The sequence below is a fragment of the Wenzhouxiangella psychrophila genome (genome assembly GCF_042310375.1).
GTDB lineage: Bacteria > Pseudomonadota > Gammaproteobacteria > Xanthomonadales > Wenzhouxiangellaceae > Wenzhouxiangella.
This window is the reverse complement of sequence record NZ_JBHJMQ010000011.1, coordinates 18,746-37,954: the sequence shown is the minus strand read 5'-3', so window position 1 is coordinate 37,954 and position 19,209 is coordinate 18,746. Positions and strand designations below refer to the sequence as shown.

Genomic DNA, 19,209 nt, shown 5'->3' with positions numbered 1-19,209 from the left:
GATCAGATCTGAACCAATTCGCCGAGCAGCCGGTCGAGCGGCGCAGGCAATGACCGCTGCATGTCCAGCGCCACGGGCACCAGCGCCGGCCAGGTCTCGGCCAACAGCGTGGCGTGCCCTACCTTGCGACCGGGCCGGGCCTCCTTGCCGTAATCGTGCCAGTGCAGGTCGGGCACCGTCAGCAGCTTTTCCGCCGACGGCATCGCGCCGATCCAGTTGAACATCAGTGCCGGCGCGCGCAGCGCCGTGCTGCCCAGCGGCATGTCGCAGACGGCACGGATATGATTCTCGAACTGCGAGCAGATGGCGCCTTCGATAGTCCAGTGCGCGGAATTGTGCACGCGCGGCGCATACTCGTTGCCCAGGATGCGATCGCCCGCGACGAACAGCTCCAGGGTCAGACAACCCACGTATCCCAGGTGCTCGGCGAGCAGCCGACCGCAGGCCTCGGCACGCTCACGCACACCGGGATCGACGTGCGCGGGGGCGGCCGCCAGCCGCAGCATGCCGTCGGAATGCACGGTGCGCGAGAGCGGGTAGCATCGCATCTCGCCAGCGGCGTTGCGCACCACGGTAATGGCGCACTCGAAGTCGAAATCCACCCAGCCCTCGAGAATCAACTCGTGGTCACCCAATTCGGACCAGGCCGGTTCGAGATCTTCCTGCGAGCGGAGCAGGTACTGCCCCTTGCCGTCGTAGCCCATCCGGCGGGTCTTGAGCACCGCGGGATAGCCGATGCGATCCAGCGCCTCGAGCAGGTCGGTTCGGCCCGAAACCGGCGCAAAGGGCGCGACCTCGATGTCGAGCGACTCGAACAGCCGCTTTTCGGTCAGGCGGTCCTGGGCAGCGGCAAAGGCGTTGGCGGCCGGGCGGACCGGATGGCCCGACTCGGCCAGTCGCTCGAGTACGGCCGCCGGTACGTTCTCGAAGTCGCAGGTGATGCGGTCGCAGCCGGCGAGCTTTTCCAGGGCAGCTTCATCGGCCCAGTCGGCGGTGATCAAGCGGCCCAGTTGGCCGGCGCAGGCGTCGGCCTTGGGATCGAGAAAAACGAACTCCGCGCCCAGTGGCTGACCGGCCTGGGCCATCATCCGCGCAAGCTGTCCGCCGCCGAGAATTCCGATCTTCATGACTGGCGGGGATCGGTGGCGCTCAGCACCCGATCGGTCTGAGCCCGGCGCCACTGGCGATAGCGCTCGCGAATTTCGGGATGCGCACGGCCGACCATCGAGGTGGCCAGCAGGCCGGCGTTGACCGCCCCGGCCTTGCCGATGGCCAGCGTGCCGACCGGCACGCCGCCGGGCATCTGGGCAATCGAAAGGAGCGAATCCAGACCATTGAGCGTTCGCGATTGCACGGGAACGCCCAGGACCGGCAGCACGGTCTTGGCCGCGACCATGCCGGGAAGGTGCGCCGCACCGCCGGCACCGGCAACGATGACCTCGATGCCGCGCGCCTCGGCGCTCTCGGCATACTCGAACATGGCATCCGGCGTACGGTGGGCGGAAACCACTTTTACCTCGTATGCCACTTCCAGTTCATCCAGCACTTCGGCGGCGTGCGACATCGTCTCCCAGTCGCTTTTCGAGCCCATGATGATGCCGATCAGGGGAGCTTCGGCCATTTTGCGGTCCCTCCGCTAAGGGAAAACAGGCAATACTAGCAGTGCCGCAGGCCTCAGGGAAGCTCTGACGCGCCCGGGACATGTCTTGCGAACGCGCTTTGCGTCAATCCACGGACGGGATACAATCGGCACATGGCCATTGCAGATCCCCTTCTCGACATCCTGTGCTGCCCGGTCAGCCACCAACCGCTGCGCCCGCTTGAAAAGAGCCGGCTGAAGAAACTGGCCGAGCGCATCGCCGCCGGTGACGTCCAGTACGTGGATCACAGCCCGGTGGAAGAAAAGCCGCGCGAGGCGCTGATCACCCGCGACGACAAGGTGATCTACCTGGTCATCGACGGCATTCCGGTGCTGCTGCCCGACCGCGGTATCGGCACCACCCAGTTCACCGAACCGCTCTGACAAGCCGCTGCAGTTCTGATTACTTGGATCCCCCTGGGATTTCGTCCGCCCTCTACAGGTCTTCGACCCGGGTCTTGATGTAGCGGGCCCTAGCCGTGACCTCCCGCCGCCTCTCCGAGCTCATCCGGTCGACGTGCCGGTACATCATCTTCATGCGCGCGTTCGGCTCGAAACGCTTTCGGTGCCGCATCAGGAAGTCCCAGTAGAGCGCATTGAAAGGGCAGGCGTTCTCACCCGTCGTCTCCTTGACGTTGTAGCGGCAGCCGGCGCAGTAGTTACTCATGCGGTCGATGTACTTGCCACTGGCGGCGTAGGGCTTGGAGCCCAGCAGTCCGCCGTCGGCGTGCATCACCATGCCCAGGGTATTGGGCAGCTCGACCCAGTCGAAGGCGTCGGCGTAGACGGCCAGGTACCACTCGCAAACCTGCTCGGGAACAATACCGAGCAGCAACGCGAAATTTCCGGTGACCATCAGGCGCTGAATGTGGTGGGCGTAGGCATTGCGACGCGTGGCGTCGATGGTCTCGCGCAGGCAGTTCATGCCGGTCTCACCGCTCCAGTAAAAGGCCGGAAGATTCCGATCGTTGCCCAGGCTGTTCCGTCGGGCATAGTCGGGCATCTCGCGCCAGTAGATCCCGCGCACGAACTCGCGCCAGCCGATGATCTGGCGAATGAAGCCCTCGGCGGCGTTGAGCGGCATGTCGCCGTCACGCCAGGCCGATTCGACGGCACCGCAGACTTCGCGCGGCGTCAGCAGGCCGACATTGAGACTCGACGACAGCCGGCTGTGGAACAGCCAGTCGGAGTCTGTGTGCATGGCGTCCTGGTAGTCGCCGAAATGGGCCGCCGCCGAGCGAATGAAATGGGCCAGCGCTCGTCTCGCCTGCTCCGAAGTGACCGGGTAATCGAAGCCATCCAGCTCACCAAATGCATCGATGTCTTCGGCAACCGTGTCGATCACCTCGCGGGTGGTTTGGTCGGGGGTGAACGACATCGGACTGGCCGCCGGCGGATCGCCTTTCCAGGCCTTGCGGTTGTCACGATCAAAGTTCCAGTCGCCGCCGACCGGGGCGTCGCCGTCCATCAGGTAGCCGGTCTTGCGCCGCATGCGCCGGTAGAAGAATTCCATGCGAAGCTGGCGCCGCTCGGCCGCCCATTCGTTGAATTCCTCCAACGAGCCGACGAAGCGCGAATCCGGCAGGATCGTCACGTCGACGCCAAAGCGCGACGACCAGCCCTGGATTTCCTTGAGAATGCGCCACTCACCCGGCCAGGTCACAACGATTTCTTCGACCTCGTGCGCCATGCAGGCCTGCTCGATCAGGTCCGAAAAACCGACGACCGTGCCGGTTGCATCGAATCGGTGGTAATCCACCGTCCAGCCGGACTCGCGAGCCCTGCCGGCGAAATGACGCATGGCCGAGAGGATCAGGACGATCTTCTTGGCATGGTGCCAGACATAACCGGTCTCGGCGGCCAGTTCTCCCATCAGCAGTCGATCGTGCGCCGGATCGAGCGCGGCGCAGACCGGGTTGGGCCAGTGCAACTGATCCCCACAGATCAGTCCGAGCCGGATTCCCATCGCGTTTCCTTATCTTGCAGGGCCGATTTTGAAGTTACCACTTCCCGAGTGACTGGCCCGTCTTCAACAACCCGCCTGCCCGGAAACCGATTGCGTTATAGAATGGGACGTTTTCGAGCGCGAGACCCCGCATGGGCCCGGCCACACATTATTTCGATCTCGATCAGCCGTTTACGCTCTACCGCGGCGGCCATTTGCCCAGCCTGCGCCTGGCCTGGGAGTCCTGGGGCAAACTGGATGCCGACAAGTCCAATGCCATCCTGATCTTCACCGGCCTGTCACCCGGAGCGCACGCCGCTTCAAGCACGCAGGACCCCGATCCGGGCTGGTGGGAAGACATGATCGGCCCCGGGCGCTACATCGACACCGACCGCTTTTTCGTCCTGTGCGTCAATTCGCTGGGTTCGTGCATGGGCTCGACCGGGCCGGCCAGCATCAACCCGGAGACCGGCAAGCCCTGGCGCCTGACGTTCCCCGAACTGGCCATTGAAGACATCGCCCGCGCCACACGCCTTGTGGTCGAGCACCTGGGCATCGAGACCCTGCACGCGGTCATCGGCCCATCGATGGGCGGCCTGACCGCCCTGGCCTGGCTCAAACAGTTCCCGCAGAGTACGCGCAAGCTGGCGCTGATCTCGTCGGCCTGCTCGGCCACGCCCATGGCGATTGCCATTCGCTCGCTGCAGCGAGAGGCCATCGTCACCGACCGTAACTTCCAGGACGGCCAGTACACCGAGGACGCCTGGCCCGAGGTCGGCATGCGTCTGGCGCGCAAGCTGGGGATGATTTCCTACCGTTCGGCCACCGAATGGCAACAACGCTTCGGTCGACAGAGCCAGGACTATTTTCCGCCCACCCGCTTCGGCATGCGCTTTGCCGTCGAGTCCTATCTGGAGACCCACGCTCGAAAATTCGTCGGCCAGTTCGACCCCTGCAGCTACCTCTATCTGTCTCGGGCAATGGACAATTTCGATTTCTGCGACAGCAAGGAAACACTCAAGCGAATGTTCGACCGTTGTTTCTCCGGCGAGGCACTGGTGCTGGGTGTAAAAACCGATATCCTGTTCCCGCTGAACCAGCAACAGGAACTGGCCGCCGCGCTCGAGAGCAGCGGCAACGACGTCACCTATGAGGCGCTGCCCTCTGTCCAGGGCCACGACGCCTTCCTGGCCGACGTCCCGACTTTTGGAAAACCGATCAGGGAGTGGTTGCAATGAGCCTGGATTTCCCCGGCAAGTCTCACATGATCGAATGCATTCACCGCGCCGTGTCGGCTGACAGCGCGGAACAAATCACCCGGAATCTACGCCAGAGCCTGTGCGAACTCATGGCAGACGAGCGCATCCGCTTGCCCGAGTGCGTGTACGAGCACAGCGAGGATCACTACTGCCGCCGGCTGCTGCACCAGGACACGGAACTGGGTTACACCGTTCTGGCCATGACCTGGGGGCCCGGTCAGGGCACGCCGCTGCACGACCACGCCGGCATGTGGTGCGTCGAGGCGGTCTGGCACGGCGAGATCGAGGTGGTGCAATACGAGCTGGTCGAGCGCGGCAAGGACGAATTCAGGTTCGAACCGCGTACGACCATGCGCTCGGGCGTGGGCAGTGCCGGCAGCCTGATTCCGCCGCATGAACACCACACCATCGCCAATCCCAGCAAGGACGAGCCGGCAGTCACCATCCATATCTATTCCGGCGTGATGGACGAGTGTTGCGTTTTCAAGCCCGTCGAGGGCCACTGGTATGAGCCCCGACCGACCTCCCTCAGCCTGGACGCGGACTAGACAAACACGACCGGGGAAAAGACAATAGGCATCCGCGCCGGGGTGGCGGAACTGGTAGACGCGACGGACTCAAAATCCGTTTGCCGAAAGGCAGTGCGGGTTCGATTCCCGCCCTCGGCACCAACTACATTTTATTTGCCGGTCAGCCTGGTGATACCCAGCGCCTTGAGCACATAGCGCTCATAGACCGGCTCGGCGTGTCCCTTGCGCACCTTGCGCAAAAAGTACTTCTCGAAGGCGATCTTGGCCCAGTGCACCCACTTGCCCTGCTTGGCCCAGGTGACGTTGCGCGGCGGGATTTGCGGTAGCGCGACGAATGCCACGCCGGAATCGCCGAGATCGGCCAGGCAGATGGCATTCCAGGTCGCTTGGGCTTCGACCGGCTGGCCTTCGATGTCCGCGGCGATATTCTGGACAATGGCGCTGATCATCGACTCGATCATGTAGCCTGTCTTGGGGGCACCCACCGGCAACGGCGTTTCCTCGACCGGCGGAATCGCAACGCAGACCCCGGCCGAGTAGATATTCGGATAGTTGGGGTTACGCTGATAGTCGTCGATGTTGACGAAACCCTTGGGATTGCACAGACCCTCGGTGCTGGCCACCGCAGGCACCCCGCGAAAGGCGGGCAGCATCATGGAAAAGTGGAACGGGAGTTCCTGGCTGCGCCGGTCCTGGCCTTCGTCGTCGACCTCGGTGATGTGGATGGTTTCGGCCTCGATACGATCCACGCGGGCATTGGTGACCCATCGGATGTGGCGTTCGCGCAATTCGTGCTCCATCAGGCTCTTGGAATCACCCACGCCGCCGAGCCCGAGATGCCCGATATAGGGTTCGCTGGTCACGAAGGTAATCGGCACCTTGTCGCGGAGCTTGCGCTTGCGCAAGTCGGCATCAACGATCATGGCGAATTCATAGGCTGGCCCGAAGCAGCTCGCGCCCTGCACCGCGCCGATCACGATGGGGCCGGGGTTTTCAAGAAAGCGCTGGTAGTCTGCCCAGGCCTTCTGGGCGTGATCCAGGGTGCAGATCGAATGGGTATGACCGGACTCCGGCCCCAGGCCCTCGATGGCGTCAAAGGCCAGTTCGGGGCCGGTTGTGATGACCAGGTAATCGTAGTCCAGGGACGATCCGCCGGCCAGGCTCACCTGCTGCCCTTCCGGATCGATGGCCGAAACGGTGTCGTGCACGAAGCGGATACCCCGCTTTTCCATCGGACCGGCCAGGTCGACCGTGATGGCTTCGGCATCACGCCAACCCACGGCCACCCAGGGATTGGAAGGCACGAACTGAAAATACGGCTGGGCGCCCACGATGGTGATTTCATGGTCGGCCCCGAGCGTGTCGCGCAATTCGTAGGCGGCCGGAACCCCGCCGATTCCTGCCCCGATGATGACGATTCTGGCCATTGTCTTCTCCTGCTTGCATCATGGCGCTTGCCCGAAATGGTAAACAAGCACACCTTTATATCGCTTTTAACTAATATAAAGGTTTGCTAATACTTGTGCAAGCAGGAAAAAAGGCGGGGCCGGGAGCGACCCGAATCGGAATGATGTATGGGCGCGCCGGGCCCCGCGGACCCGGCGCTAAAAGGCGTTACAGGCCGCGCGCGATGCGGAAGCCGACGCGCATGTCGGTGCTTTCCGCACTGCTGGAAATGCGGAACGCCGACCGCGACATGGCCGGCGTGCTCGACCACGAGCCGCCCTTGATCACGTGTCGCTCGCAGCCCGGGTTCACCCAGGCCGAACCGTCATCGGGCGCCCGTACGAAGCTGTCATGCCAGCAGTCTTCCACCCATTCCATGACGTTGCCGCCCATGTCGTTGAGTTCGAAAGGATTGCGTACGAGGCTACCCACCGGCGCAGGGCCCCAGTGACCGTCGGAATAGCGACGGAACGCCACGTTCCAGCGAGCACCCGTTGGCGAGGTATCCCCGTCACCGGTGACGTTTTCCATATCGTCTTCCGGCGGCGGGCCCTCGCCCCACCAGTACGGACTCTGGCTACCGGCGCGCAAGGCATATTCGAACTCGGCTTCCGACGGCAGACGGTAGTTGCGCCCGGTCTCTTCGGATAGCCAGTCGATATAAGCCGTGACGTCGCGCCAGGAGACATGAATCACGGGCAGATCGTCGTCAGCCGTCTCCCCGGCGAAGTCCAGCCGCCAGTTGACGTCATCACGGTCGTCCATGCGCCCGGTTTCCAGGTTGTAGATCCGGGAAGAACCCGAAATCTCGGCATCGGTCCGATAGCCCGTCGCATCGACGAAATCGCCAAACTGACCAACGGTGATCTCCGTTCGGGATAGCGCGAATCCCCGGTCGAAGCTGACCCGGTGCTGGGGCCCTTCGTTGGCCATCCGATCTTCTTCATCCTCCGGCGACCCCATCATGAAGCTGCCAGCGGGAACCACGACCATTTCCGGCCCCGGCTTACCCAGCCCTTCGATTTCATCGTTGAAGGCCTGCCCCGGCTCGAAGCTGCCGTAAAGGCGGGCATCGGCCAACGATGCCTGAAGTGATTCCACGCTATCGCGCTCGTGTCCAAGCGCGACCAGTTCCGTAATCGTCTCGTCGGCCTGGTCGTAGCGACCTTCATCGATATGCGTCAATGCTTCATCGTGGAGGTTCTCAATGTGACGCGTCCGAAACTCGGCGATGCTGTCACGGGCTTCGGCAATGACTTCGGGCGACTCATGAACGTCCTCTGCCTCGGCCAGTCGGGCCTCGGCGCCTTCGAAGTCCAGATCCTCTTGAGCCATGCTGACGGCACTGGCAACGATGGCCTGGTGCGTTTCCACAAGACCGGCCTCAGCCGTCTCGTTTCCGGGATCGAGTTCCAGGGCGCGGGCAAACAACTCAGCCGCATTGTCTCCGGCCGGTTGCGTCAGGCGCCCGGCTTCCAGTGCGGCCGCTGCCTGCTCGAGCGCCTGGCCGATCGAGTTCCGTTGCTCAACCGCCGACTCGACCTCGCCAATGATTTCGCGCTCGGGCTCGACTTCGGCCACAACGCCTGCGAGCTGTTGCGCCGTCGCCAGATCGCCTTGACCCAGCGCTTCGCTGATGTCGGCCTCGACCTGGTCGATCAAGTCACTCAGGGCATCGAGCGTATCCTGATCGTTAGGCACGAATGCGCGCCTTCGCAGCAGCGTCTGCAATTCCTCATCCTGCTCGGGATCGGGCAGACTCACTTCCGGGACGTCTTCGACCGGTTGCTCGGGTACGTTCAGATTGTCGAAATCGATATCGAACTCATCTCCCGAACCCACGACATCCCCGAGGCGCCTCACACTTCGTTGCTCCTCAGTTTCCTCGGTCTGCGCCTCGGCTTCGGCCCCTTCCGTCGTCTCGGCATCTTCCTGGGCAATGGCCGCCCAGGGCGAAAACGCGAAAACAACGCTCGTTGCAAGCAGCAGATATCTCATCTAAATCTCAGCTCCCATTGCTGGTAAAACGAAGGATTGGCGTCTTCCCTTCAGGTTCCCCCGGCCCATTCGCGGCAACAGGCACACCAATCGAATGTGTGAAAATAGCGTATCGAGACGCCCACGACAACCACCGCCAGTAACGGAGACTCGAATCCCATGCCGAAGGAACTGCCCTGCCAGGCCGCAGGAGACGAAGAGATTCGCGCAGCACAGAAAGCCGTCGAGGACGCTACGCTTCTCGCATCCGAGACCGCTATCGAAAAAGCGTGTTCAAGCTGCGCATCCACGCACACCATCGGCCTGGATACGGAGTTCGTACGAGAGCGTACGTTTCACGCCCGCCCTGGCTTGATACAGCTCAGCGACGGCCGCGAGGTGTGGCTGCTCGATGCCGTGGCGGCTCCCGAATCAGCTGCCCTGGGCGACCTCCTGGCCGATTCCGGCATCGTCAAGGTCCTTCACAGCGTCGGTGAAGACCTGGAAATCCTGCACGCGGTTGGCGGCTGCTGGCCGGAACCGTTGTTCGACACCCAGGTCGCCGCCGCCCTTCTGGGCATGCCCCTCCAGCTTCGCTACGAACATCTGGTCAAGGCCGCGCTCGATGTCGACCTGGTCGGCGGCAAGGCGCGCAACGACTGGTGCCGGCGTCCGCTGGCCAGGGAGCTTCTGCATTATGCCGCCGAGGACGTCATCTGGCTGCCGCGACTCAAGCACCGGCTCGAGGAATTGCTCGAGGAAGCCGGCCGCCTCGAGTGGCACCGGGAAGACTGCGCACGGATCGTGGACGCCGCCCGCGCCGGCGACATCACGCCGCCGCTGAGCCGGGTCAAGGGTGCCGGCCGACTGGAAACACCGGACGTCGCCCGCCTCGACGCCCTCGCCCGCTGGCGCGAAACAGCCGCTCAGGAAAAAGACCTTCCGCGTCGTTTCGTGATCGCCGACGACACACTGATCGAACTCGCCCAGGCTGCCGGTCAGGGCCGGCTGAACCAGGCCATCAGCCGGATGCCGGGTGGACAACGCAAACGTTTCGGCAAGGCCATCGAGTGTGTGCTCGACGAGGTCCGAGCTGAAGATTTTATGCGCCCGAACTGGCTGGATTCGCTTACGCCCGAACAGCGTGATCAGTTACGAGAGGCTCAGCAGTCGGTCCGGACGATTGCCGAAGAACTGGAAGTCGAACCGGCCGTCATCGCAAGCAAGAAGGAACTGACCCGCCTGATTCGTGGCGAACGTCCCGACTGGCTCAACGGCTGGCGGGGCCGGATTCTCGACGGGCGATTGGAGAGCGCGTCTGTTAGTATTTCGGCCTCGTGATTCCAGCAACGCCCCGGTAGCTCAGCAGGATAGAGCAGCCGCCTCCTAAGCGGCAGGTCGCAGGTTCGAATCCTGCCCGGGGCGCCAATAGTACAAGCCACTGCAAGCTCAGAATGTAACCCGAATCACTTGCCGGTGGCACAATTCGAACCTGCGACAAAATGACAACAAAGGTTCGAACCGAGCGCCGGCGGGAGCCTCTGAACAGCTCTGCGCGGGCGCGACGGTGCCTTTGCGGGAGGCTCCGGTTTGGCTTCGGCGAGCGTGGTTTGGTCATTCCAAATGAGCGAGCCGAAACGAAGCGGAGACCCCGCAAAGGCGCCGGCCCTCCGGGTTTCGCCGGAAATGCCGCATCTCGCGCGTTGCGCCCCTCGGCCGTAGCTACGGCTACTGTCACTCGGGTCGCATCACACGATCTGCGGCATTTCCGACTGAAACGCGCTCCGCGCAGAGTTGTTCAGAGGCTCCCTACGCGCGAGCTCGCTGAAGCGCGAAGCGTCTTCAGGCCGAAGGCCAAGCGGCCGCCAGGCCGCGCAGCACTCCTGCCCGGGGCGCCATCTTTCGGTGATCAGCAGTCTGTGGACTGAAGTCTGAGACAGCAGAAGGCTAAGTACAGATCACAGAATCCTGCTTCAACTGCCTCCGGCGAAGGTGGTGAATTTATCCAGCCAGTTCGCCACCTGCTCCTTCAACTCATCGTCGGCGCGTTCACCGTCGAAACGATCTCCCGCCTTCGAGACGCGCAGGTGGTCCGGAAACAGATGGCAGCCAAGCTGCCGCAGGTTGATGAGCGCGCCGGCCTGGGCGAATCCCGTGCCCCAGGCACCCGGGGTGGCGCCAGCCAGAGCGGTGGGCCGGCCGCCGAACGTCGGCTTCATTTCCTCTCCCGGACGCGTCAGCCAGTCCAGCGCATTCTTGAACACGCCGGGCATGCCCGCGTTGTACTCGGGTGTCACCAGAACCAGGCCCTCGGCCGTCTTGATATGGCTTCGTAGCGACTCGACCGTCTCCGGAATACCGTCGGCCTCCTCGAGGTCGCCGTCGTAGAGGGGAATGCCGTGCAGCGTGGCCACTTCGGCCGTGACGCCTTCGGGCACCCGTTCGGCCATCAGGCGGGCCAGCCGGGTGTTGAACGAGCGCTTTCTCAGGCTTCCCGATAAGATGATCAGTTTCATGTCGACTCCACGTCCTGTTGTCTCGAGCCCAGGAAATTGCTGTTTTCGATCAGCGAATAGACCGCCGGCACCACCACCAGTGTCAGCAACGTCGAGCTGAGCATGCCGCCGATGACGGCGATGGCCAGCGGGCCGTTGGTGTCGGAACCGGCCCCGAAGCCAAGCGCCGGCGGCGTCAGCGCCAGGATGACCGTCAGGGAGGTCATCAGCACCGGGCGCAGGCGAATGGGACAGGCGTTACTCAGCGCCTCGTCGACGCCCTGTCCCTGAGCGCGGAACTGGTTGGTCAGATCCACCAGCAGGATGGAATTCTTGGCCACCAACCCGACCAGCAGCACCATACCGATCATCGAATAAATATTGAGTGAATTGCCGGTGAGCCACAGCAGCAGCACGCCGCCGATGACGGCCAGCGGCTGCGCGACCATGACGATCAGCGGCTGGATGAACGAGTTGAACTGGCTCGCGAGCACGATGAACACCAGGATCGTGGCCAGCACGAAGGCGAACATCACGTATTGCTGCGTCTGCTGGAACTCCCGGGCCTGCGCCTTGTAGGCCACGCGGTAACCCAGGGGCAGGATATCTTCGGCAATCTCGTCGATAGCGGTAATGGCCTCGCCCAGGGGCATCTCGGGGTTGCCGAAGAAATCGGCCGAGTAGTTCAGGTCGAAGCGGGTAATCACCGCCGGTCCCAGCCGCTCGACGCCCTCGGCAATCGAGTCGAAGCGCACCAGCGAGCCGTCTCTGCCCCGGAGATAGATGCGGTTGAGGTCGTCCGGACTGTCGAACTGGCCGTCGCGTGCCTTGACGCGAATATCGTAGCGCTCGCCGTCACCGGGTTCATCATTGTAGCGGGCGATGTCGAACCCCCCGACGAGCATGTTCACGGCAAAGGCGACGTCGGCCGAGCTGACGCCGGCGTCGGCGGCACGCACCCGATCGACCTCGACGTCGATCTGCGGCAGGTTGAGCTGCAGATCGAGATCGAGGCGACCCATGCCCTCGATCTCTTCCAGCCGGGACTTCATGGTTTCACCCAGCTCGGCGGCGGTGTCGAGATCGGGACCGGTGATGGAAAACTGCAGCGGGTCGCCGCGCTGCCCGCTGACGATCGACGGCGGCGCGGCGAAAGCGATCACGCCCGGAATACCGGCCAGTTCGCCGCGCAACTCATCGAGGAAATCCTGCTGCTTGATGTCGCGCTCGGAGCGCTCGACCATGCGGGCAAAAGCAATGCCGCGGTTGACCTCTCCGGCGGCACCCAGGCCGATGGCCGTGAAGTAGCTGCGGATGACGTCCTTGGACGCGAGTACCGACTCGATCTCCTTCATGTACTCGTTGCTCGCCTCGATGCCGGTACCCAACGGGGCGCGGAAGAAGACCTGGAACCGGCCCTCGTCTTCCTCGGGAACGAACTCCTTGTCGATGGCGGCGAAGAAAAAGCCGGAACTGGCCACCACCAACAGGGCCACGAGGATGACCGTCCAGCGCCGCTTAAGCGAACCGTCGAGCAGGCGGCGATAGCCGCGGTTCATGCCGTCGAAGAAGCGGTCCATTTGATGGTAGACACGGCCGTGCTCACTGTCCTGACGGCGCACGCGCAGAAAGCGCGCGCACAGCACGGGGGTGAGCGTCAGCGCAACGATCGAGGAGGCCAGAACTCCCACCGTCACGGTGACCGCGAACGACTCGAAGAACCGGCCGATGATGCCGCCGAGGAAGATCACCGACGCAAAAATGGAAACCAGCGTCAGAGTGGTCGCGATGATGGCGAAAAAGACCTGGTTGGAACCGGCAATGGCCGCCTTCTCCGGATCGGGCTCTTCTTCCTGTCGGTGTCGATAGATGTTTTCGAGCACGACAATGGCATCGTCGACGACGACGCCGATGAGCAGCAGGAGCGCCAGAAGGGTCATCGTGTTGAGCGTGTAACCCATCAGGTTGATTGCCGCCATCGCCGCAAGCAGCGAAACGGGAATGGCCAGCGCGATGATGATGGTGCCGCGCCACGAGCGCAGGAACAGCAGCACGATGATGGCCGCAAGCAGCGCGCCTTCCCACAAGTGATCCTGCAGCGCGCGGACGATCTCACGAATGAGTTCCGAGTCATCGGAGGCGACCTGGATGCTCATGCCCGGCGGCAGCTGCGGGATGATCTCTTCCTCGAGCCGGCGCTGGACCTCGTCAACGATGGCCACCGTGTTCGATCCGGAAATCTTGACGATCCCCAATCCCACCGTCGGCTCGCCGTTGAAGCGGGCGACCGAGCGGTAATCCGCCAGGCCGTCGACGACCTCGGCGATATCGTCGAGCCGGACCGGCGCACCGTCGCGATGGGCCACGACCATTTCGGAAAGCGCCTCGGGGCTGTGATATTCAAGGTCCAGCTTGATCAGCGACTCGGTGCGGCCGGACACGAGGAACCCGCCGGGGAACTGGACATGCTCGGAGGCAAACGCCCGACGGATGTCCTGTGGCGTGATGTCGAGGGCATTCATGCGCTCGAGATCGACCTCCACGCGGATGGTGCGCTCGCGCCGGCCGCCGATGCGCACCTCGCCCACACCATTGATCGTCTCCAACCGCTTGCTGATAACGTTCTCGGCATACTGGTTGAGCTGTTGCATGGTGCGATCGCCCTGCAGCGCCAGCCACATGACCGGGCTGGCGCCGACCTCAACCTTGGCGACCACCGGCGGGTCGGCATCCTCGGGCAGCTGGCGCACGATCTGGTTGACCTTGGCCTGGACCTCGTTGAAGGCGACGTCGATGTCCTTCGACAGCTGGAAGTTGATCGTGACGTTGGAAACGCCCGGCGAGGAACTGGACTGGATATAGTCGATGCCGGGAACGCTGTTGACCGACCCCTCGATGATGCTGGTAATGCTGGCCTCGACGATCTCCGGGCTGGCGCCGGGCAACACCGTGGTGACCGAAACCAGCGGAAACTCGATTTCCGGGAACTGGTCGATGCCGATGCGCTGGAATCCGAGGATACCGAACAGCACCATCACCGCCGAAACCATATAGGCCAGCACGTGCCGGCGAATGGATAGCTCCGGCAATGTCATCGTGCTTCTCCGCCTTCCTCGACCGTGACCCTGGCATCATCGGTCATGAAGCCGGCACCGTCGACGACCACGCGTTCGGCTTCGCTCACGCCTTCGAGAATCTCGATCCAGTCGGCATCACGAAGGCCGACTTCCACCGGCCTTTCACGGGCGCGCGAGTCCTCGACCACGTAGACCACGCGGCCATCCGGCCTGCGGACCACGCTTCCCGGCGGAACGATCAGGCCGTCACGACGCTCGATTACGATTTCGGCGGACACCGAACCGCCGACCCGCCAGCCGCCGGGATTGTCGAGATCCACGATGAGCTCGATGGCCCTGGAGCCCGAGCCCACCTGCGGGCGGATTTCCGTCACTTCGAACTCGTGAACGTCGTCGGGCCGGGAAGGCACCCAAAGCCGCACCAGCTGGCCGACCTCGACGCGATTCTGCAGATGTTCGGGCAAAGGAACGAATGCACGCAACGCCGCCGGCGAGACCAGTTCAAACATCACCTGCCCCCGATTGACGAAGTCGCCGGCACTAACCAGGCGCTCCTGAACAATGCCGCTGACCGGGCTGACGATTCGGGTACGCGCCAGGTTGTACTCGGCATCGTCCAGTGCGGATCGCGCCGACTCGATTTGCGCCTCCAGCGATTCAACATTGGTTTCGGCCTCATCGAGCTGATCCTGGGAAACCGACTGCTGTTCGCGCAGGTTGGTCAGGCGCCGTACGCGGCGACGCTCGTTGGACAGCAGGGCCTCGAGACGACGCAGCTCGGCGCGAGCCGAATTAACCGCGATGGTCTGAACTTGGTCATCGAGTTCGGCCAGCCGCTCTCCAGCCTCGACGACATCACCGGCATCGTGATGGACGGCGGCGACCGGGCCGGCCGTCTCGGCGGCCACGTGCGGCGCGCTATTGGCGTGCAGTCGACCGACGGATCGCTCGATCCATTCGACGGGCTGGACGACGGCTTCGGTGACGGTCACCGGCGTTGATCGCTCGGAACCGCCGTCCGAATCATCCTGCCCGCAGGCGACAACCAGGAGAGAGAGAATGCAGAGGAATGAAAACTGGGTCTTCGAACGCATGGTCAAACGCTTCCTGATTCGGGGGCATTGAGGCCGTTGAGGACAAGATCGGAAATGGACTGGGTGAAACGCGCGCCGTCGCTGGCTGCGGCGAGCTCCGGGGTGCGCGCCATCGCCTCAGCGTACTGGAAGTGGAATACATTGGCCGAGAACATGGCGATGGCCGCCACTTCACAGTCGGCGTCGGCGCGTATCTCGCCGCGGGACTGGGCGGCCTGCAAAAATCGCAGCAGGCGCGTGTAATTGGCCGACAGCACTTCGGCAATCAGCGGGCGGTCGTGCCCGAAACGCTCGTCCTGCAGTTCGCGCAGAATCAGGCGGGCAACCTGGGTATTCTGATGCATATGGTCGAGATGGGCGGCCTGGAACCGCGCAAGCCCCTCGCCGATGCTCTGCGACGAGGAGAGCACATGCTCGAGCGTGTGCGCGAAGTCCGCCGCCGCTCGTGATATGACCGCCAGATAGAGCGCTTCCTTGGACTCGAAGTGATGAAACACCGTCGACTTGCCAACCTCGGCGCGACGGGCAATTCCGGCTATCGAGGCGCCCGAGTAACCACGCTCGGCAAACTCGGTCTCGGCCGCGCCGAGCAGGCGGTCTCGCCCGGTCGCAGGCGTATCCTCCGAGTCTGATCCAGAACAGTCGTGCAGTTTCGAATTCACAAGGGCTTGGGTTCTCTCATCAGGCGCCGACCCGACCGACCGATCGGTCTGCATATTAACACAGGCTGCTTGCGCCGTCGCGACAGTTCCTTCAGGGACCGTTACAATCGTCCCCCTCCAACAACGACACAAGGATTGCCATCTATGGGCATGCTCGAAGGCAAGAAGGCCCTGATCGTGGGTGTCGCCAGCCCGCGATCGATCGCTTGGGGCATCGGTGAAGCGATGCATCGCGAAGGCGCGAAACTGGCATTCACCTACCAGAACGAAAAGCTGCAGTCGCGCGTCCAGAAGATCGCCGACCAGACCGGATCGAAACTGGTCATGCCGCTGGATGTCGGCAGCGACGAGCAGATCCAGGCCGTATTCGAAACCATCGAAAAGGAATGGGGCGAACTCGATATCATCGTGCATGCCGTCGGCTACGCACCGCGCGAACAACTCGAGGGTGAGTTCGCCGACGTCATCGACCGCGAAGGATTCCGGATCGCGCACGATATTTCCAGCTACAGCTTTGCCGCCATGGCGCGCGCGGGGCGCCATCTCATGGAGGGCCGCAACGGCGCCATGCTCACGCTAAGCTATCTGGGTGCGGTACGCGCGATGCCCAGCTATAACGTCATGGGCCTGGCCAAGGCCTCGCTCGAGGCGTCGGTGCGCTACCTGGCCCACGGCCTGGGCAGCGAGGGAATTCGGGTCAACGGCATCTCCGCCGGCCCGATCAAGACCCTGGCCGCCTCGGGCGTCTCCAAGCTGCGCAGCATGCTTGACCACGTCGAGGAAACCTCGCCCATCCGCCGCAATATCACGAAGGAAGATGTTGGCAACGCCGCCGCCTTTCTGTGCTCCGACCTGGCCGCCGGCATCACCGGCGAGATTACCTATGTCGACGGGGGCTATAACATCGTCGGCATGGCCGGACTTGAGTAAAAAAGTCGCTGAACGGCTATTGCCCACTCGCTGCTCTTTCAGGGGCTTCTTTCGGCAAACCAGATAGCTGCAACGAAAAAAAGCCGGGCATCGCCCGGCTTTCTCCTGAACCCTGAACCCTGAACCCTGAACCCTGAACCCTTTCAGGACGTCAGAGCCGCTCTTCGTCCACGCTGATCCTGGTCTCCTCGCGCAACCGCGCCAGCAGTCCCTCGATCGCCTCCTGCGTACGACTCGTGCGAAGCTGCCGGCGTACCATCTCACGCTCCGACTCGCCCGCTTCGGCGGGATTGCCCGGCTGGACGCCCTCGAGGCGCACCAGTGCTTGCCCGCCCTGACGGGCCAGAACATGCAGCGAGGGCTCCTCGCCCGGCGCGCTCAGTTGGAACACTTCCCGCACGAAGCCCGGGCCTTGCTGGAAGTCCCGCCGACCCAGCGACTCAACCGAGACGAGCTCCAGATCCTCGGCCTCGGCCAGGCTTTCGAGCGTCGCCTCACCCGAGACAATCTGCTCGCGAAGTGATTCGCCACGTTCCCGGGCCATCTCGCGAGTACGCTCAGTGATCAGACGCTGCCGGATCTGGTCTGAAACCTCTTCCAGCGGCCGCGGCTCGGCCGGTTCGTGCTCGATCACCCGAACGGCCACCATGTGATTGCGATCGATTTCGATCGGGTCAGAGACGGCCTCGTCGAGCAGCACGAGGTCGGAGAAGGCAGCTTCGGCCACTTCCTCGTTCGAGGCGATACCATCTTCGGCACCGGACCGGCTGAACCAGTCGGTTTCCTTGATCTCCAGGTCGAGCTCATCGGCCAGCGGCTCCAGGCTGCTGTCGTCGGCATAGACGAGGTCGACCATGCGTTCGGACAGCTCGATATAGAGCTCCTCGCGCTGGCGCTGGAGCTGTTCATCGAGGATCTCCTGGCGCGCCTCTTCAAAACTCATGCCTTCCGGCGGCCGGATTTCGTCGAGCCGGATCAGATGCCAGCCAAACTGGGTTTCGACCGGCTCGGATACATCACCCGGATCACTCAGGTCATAAAGGGCATCTTCGAATGCGCCGACCATATCCTCGGGCTCGATCCAGCCGAGATCGCCGCCCTGCTCGGCCGATACAGGATCATCCGAATATTCGGCGGCCAGTTCCTCGAATGACTCGCCATCGGCAATGCGCTCCTGCAACTCCTCGGCCCGGGCCTGGGCAGAGGTCTCGTCACCGGCTTCCCCGGACGCAATCAGGATGTGCGAGGCACGCCGCGCTTCGGGCGTCATATAGCGCTGTTTGGCCGCCTCATAACGCTGTCGCAGTTCCTCTTCGCTGAGCGAAGCCTCCTCGACAAGCGCCTCGGGCTGAAGCTCGACGTAGGCCAGCCGAACGCGCTCTTCGCTCGTGAACGAGTCGAGGTTTTCCTCGTAGTAGGTCTCGATGTCTGCCTCGGTCACTTCCACCTGCTGCTCGAACTGGGCGGCATCGATCTGGATGAAACTGACCTGGCGTGTCTGCCCCTGCAGGCTGATCATGCGATCAATCTCGGTCTCGGTTACCACAGCCGACTCCGAAACGGCCTGAGGCACGAGACTGGTCTGGATATCATCGCGCAGATCACGCTCGAAACTGCGGGGCGTTTCGCCCGCGCCTCGAAGCGCTTGCTGATAGACATCCGGGTTGAACTGTCCCTCGATCTGAAACGCCGGAATACCCCGGATGATCTCGGCGACGGCACGATCACTGACCCGCAGCCCCAGGTCCTCGGCGTACTGGCGCAGCAAAACCTGATCGATCATTTGCTCCAGATGCTCGCGTCGGACAGCCGGCTGGTTGGTGTCGATATCGCTGTACCGATCGCCGAGCTGGTCGCGCAGGCGCGCACGATACTGGGCGAAACTGGTCTCGAATTCGCTGGCCGAAATATCGGTGCCGCCGACCGTGGCAATGGCGTTTTGCGAAACGCCGCCCCCCATGTAGCTATCGAGACCGAAAAACAGGAAGGGGATGGCCAGCAGGCCGAGCACGAAAATGGCGACGATCCCGGTTACGCGTTCACGAATGACCTGAAGCATGATCCTTGAAAGACCCCGGTTGGTTAACTGATGCGGTCGCTATTCGGCAGGCACTCAGCTTGCCTGCCGAGTAGCGACCGCACTAGTTAGGTTGTC

The 19,209-nt window shown here is 63.1% G+C and carries 15 protein-coding genes and 2 tRNA genes; 7 read left to right on the top strand and 10 right to left on the bottom strand.

The features are described from left to right. Positions 1–2 precede the first annotated feature (2 nt). Together ACDC66_RS13090 and purE are read right to left on the bottom strand one after the other, a co-directional pair. Complete coding sequence (locus ACDC66_RS13090; protein ID WP_376697175.1) at positions 3–1,127, bottom strand: 5-(carboxyamino)imidazole ribonucleotide synthase; 1,125 nt, start codon at positions 1,125–1,127, stop codon at positions 3–5. Next, the gene (gene purE, locus ACDC66_RS13085) at positions 1,124–1,621 is read right to left on the bottom strand and encodes a 5-(carboxyamino)imidazole ribonucleotide mutase (protein ID WP_376697174.1); all 498 of its coding nucleotides are present in this window, start codon (positions 1,619–1,621) and stop codon (positions 1,124–1,126) included. Before purE ends, ACDC66_RS13090 begins: the two co-directional genes overlap by 4 nt. A 132-nt stretch (positions 1,622–1,753) precedes the next feature. Here purE and ACDC66_RS13080 point away from each other — a divergent pair, with 132 nt between their 5' ends. Then, entirely contained in the window at positions 1,754–2,023 is a 270-nt protein-coding gene (locus ACDC66_RS13080; protein WP_376697173.1) for a Trm112 family protein, read from the top strand. Positions 2,024–2,075: 52 nt separating this feature from the next. Here the strand turns inward: ACDC66_RS13080 and ACDC66_RS13075 are convergent, their stop codons facing one another. After that, the gene (locus ACDC66_RS13075; RefSeq protein ID WP_376697172.1) at positions 2,076–3,605 is read right to left on the bottom strand and encodes a cryptochrome/photolyase family protein; all 1,530 of its coding nucleotides are present in this window, start codon (positions 3,603–3,605) and stop codon (positions 2,076–2,078) included. Between the two features lie 131 nt (positions 3,606–3,736). On the opposite strand from ACDC66_RS13075, the gene metX reads away from it, so the two are divergent. The 3 genes from metX (at position 3,737) to ACDC66_RS13060 (ending at position 5,514) form a co-directional block, all read left to right on the top strand. Beyond that, entirely contained in the window at positions 3,737–4,822 is a 1,086-nt protein-coding gene (metX, locus tag ACDC66_RS13070) for a homoserine O-acetyltransferase MetX (RefSeq protein ID WP_376697171.1), read from the top strand. Then, positions 4,819–5,391 carry a cysteine dioxygenase family protein gene (locus ACDC66_RS13065; protein WP_376697170.1) on the top strand — a complete coding sequence of 191 codons (573 nt, stop codon included), beginning with the start codon at positions 4,819–4,821 and terminating at the stop codon, positions 5,389–5,391. The genes metX and ACDC66_RS13065 overlap by 4 nt, the downstream gene beginning before the upstream one ends. A gap of 36 nt (positions 5,392–5,427) precedes the next feature. Next, a tRNA-Leu gene (locus tag ACDC66_RS13060) sits at positions 5,428–5,514 on the top strand. Between the two features lie 8 nt (positions 5,515–5,522). Here the strand turns inward: ACDC66_RS13060 and ACDC66_RS13055 are convergent. Further along, on the bottom strand, positions 5,523–6,800 hold the full coding sequence (locus ACDC66_RS13055; RefSeq protein ID WP_376697169.1) for an NAD(P)/FAD-dependent oxidoreductase: 1,278 nt from the start codon (positions 6,798–6,800) through the stop codon (positions 5,523–5,525). Between the two features lie 187 nt (positions 6,801–6,987). After that, positions 6,988–8,817, bottom strand: a complete 1,830-nt coding sequence (locus ACDC66_RS13050) for an SUMF1/EgtB/PvdO family nonheme iron enzyme (protein WP_376697168.1) — start codon at positions 8,815–8,817, stop codon at positions 6,988–6,990. A gap of 159 nt (positions 8,818–8,976) precedes the next feature. Between ACDC66_RS13050 and ACDC66_RS13045 the strand changes: the two genes are divergently transcribed. Both ACDC66_RS13045 and ACDC66_RS13040 read left to right on the top strand, forming a co-directional pair. Beyond that, positions 8,977–10,137: a ribonuclease D gene (locus ACDC66_RS13045; protein ID WP_376697167.1), complete on the top strand. Its 1,161-nt coding sequence runs from the start codon at positions 8,977–8,979 to the stop codon at positions 10,135–10,137. 10 nt (positions 10,138–10,147) lie between these two features. Then, positions 10,148–10,224 (top strand) — tRNA-Arg (locus ACDC66_RS13040). Positions 10,225–10,769: 545 nt separating this feature from the next. Here the strand turns inward: ACDC66_RS13040 and ACDC66_RS13035 are convergent. Genes ACDC66_RS13035 through ACDC66_RS13020 form a run of 4 tightly spaced genes read right to left on the bottom strand, consistent with a single transcriptional unit; the run spans position 10,770 to position 16,124 of the window. Then, positions 10,770–11,312, bottom strand: a complete 543-nt coding sequence (locus tag ACDC66_RS13035; RefSeq protein ID WP_376697166.1) for an NADPH-dependent FMN reductase — start codon at positions 11,310–11,312, stop codon at positions 10,770–10,772. Next, complete coding sequence (locus tag ACDC66_RS13030; RefSeq protein WP_376697165.1) at positions 11,309–14,386, bottom strand: efflux RND transporter permease subunit; 3,078 nt, start codon at positions 14,384–14,386, stop codon at positions 11,309–11,311. Before ACDC66_RS13030 ends, ACDC66_RS13035 begins: the two co-directional genes overlap by 4 nt. Further along, on the bottom strand, positions 14,383–15,462 hold the full coding sequence (locus tag ACDC66_RS13025) for an efflux RND transporter periplasmic adaptor subunit (protein ID WP_376697164.1): 1,080 nt from the start codon (positions 15,460–15,462) through the stop codon (positions 14,383–14,385). Before ACDC66_RS13025 ends, ACDC66_RS13030 begins: the two co-directional genes overlap by 4 nt. A 2-nt stretch (positions 15,463–15,464) precedes the next feature. Continuing rightward, the gene (locus tag ACDC66_RS13020) at positions 15,465–16,124 is read right to left on the bottom strand and encodes a TetR/AcrR family transcriptional regulator (RefSeq protein ID WP_376697163.1); all 660 of its coding nucleotides are present in this window, start codon (positions 16,122–16,124) and stop codon (positions 15,465–15,467) included. Positions 16,125–16,268: 144 nt separating this feature from the next. Here ACDC66_RS13020 and ACDC66_RS13015 point away from each other — a divergent pair, with 144 nt between their 5' ends. After that, the gene (locus tag ACDC66_RS13015; RefSeq protein WP_376697162.1) at positions 16,269–17,054 is read left to right on the top strand and encodes an enoyl-ACP reductase FabI; all 786 of its coding nucleotides are present in this window, start codon (positions 16,269–16,271) and stop codon (positions 17,052–17,054) included. 151 nt (positions 17,055–17,205) lie between these two features. Here the strand turns inward: ACDC66_RS13015 and ACDC66_RS13010 are convergent, their stop codons facing one another. After that, positions 17,206–19,113: a SurA N-terminal domain-containing protein gene (locus ACDC66_RS13010; RefSeq protein ID WP_376697161.1), complete on the bottom strand. Its 1,908-nt coding sequence runs from the start codon at positions 19,111–19,113 to the stop codon at positions 17,206–17,208. Between the last annotated feature and the right edge of the window lie 96 nt (positions 19,114–19,209).

Excerpts from the sequence above, each read along its gene's own strand:
- ACDC66_RS13090 (WP_376697175.1), bottom strand. The coding sequence starts at position 1,127 with ATGAAGATCGGAATTCTCGGCGGCGGACAGCTTGCGCGGATGATGGCC.
- purE (WP_376697174.1), bottom strand. The coding sequence starts at position 1,621 with ATGGCCGAAGCTCCCCTGATCGGCATCATCATGGGCTCGAAAAGCGAC.
- ACDC66_RS13080 (WP_376697173.1), top strand. The coding sequence starts at position 1,754 with ATGGCCATTGCAGATCCCCTTCTCGACATCCTGTGCTGCCCGGTCAGC.
- ACDC66_RS13075 (WP_376697172.1), bottom strand. The coding sequence starts at position 3,605 with ATGGGAATCCGGCTCGGACTGATCTGTGGGGATCAGTTGCACTGGCCC.
- metX (WP_376697171.1), top strand. The coding sequence starts at position 3,737 with ATGGGCCCGGCCACACATTATTTCGATCTCGATCAGCCGTTTACGCTC.
- ACDC66_RS13065 (WP_376697170.1), top strand. The coding sequence starts at position 4,819 with ATGAGCCTGGATTTCCCCGGCAAGTCTCACATGATCGAATGCATTCAC.
- ACDC66_RS13055 (WP_376697169.1), bottom strand. The coding sequence starts at position 6,800 with ATGGCCAGAATCGTCATCATCGGGGCAGGAATCGGCGGGGTTCCGGCC.
- ACDC66_RS13050 (WP_376697168.1), bottom strand. The coding sequence starts at position 8,817 with ATGAGATATCTGCTGCTTGCAACGAGCGTTGTTTTCGCGTTTTCGCCC.
- ACDC66_RS13045 (WP_376697167.1), top strand. The coding sequence starts at position 8,977 with ATGCCGAAGGAACTGCCCTGCCAGGCCGCAGGAGACGAAGAGATTCGC.
- ACDC66_RS13035 (WP_376697166.1), bottom strand. The coding sequence starts at position 11,312 with ATGAAACTGATCATCTTATCGGGAAGCCTGAGAAAGCGCTCGTTCAAC.
- ACDC66_RS13030 (WP_376697165.1), bottom strand. The coding sequence starts at position 14,386 with ATGACATTGCCGGAGCTATCCATTCGCCGGCACGTGCTGGCCTATATG.
- ACDC66_RS13025 (WP_376697164.1), bottom strand. The coding sequence starts at position 15,462 with ATGCGTTCGAAGACCCAGTTTTCATTCCTCTGCATTCTCTCTCTCCTG.
- ACDC66_RS13015 (WP_376697162.1), top strand. The coding sequence starts at position 16,269 with ATGGGCATGCTCGAAGGCAAGAAGGCCCTGATCGTGGGTGTCGCCAGC.
- ACDC66_RS13010 (WP_376697161.1), bottom strand. The coding sequence starts at position 19,113 with ATGCTTCAGGTCATTCGTGAACGCGTAACCGGGATCGTCGCCATTTTC.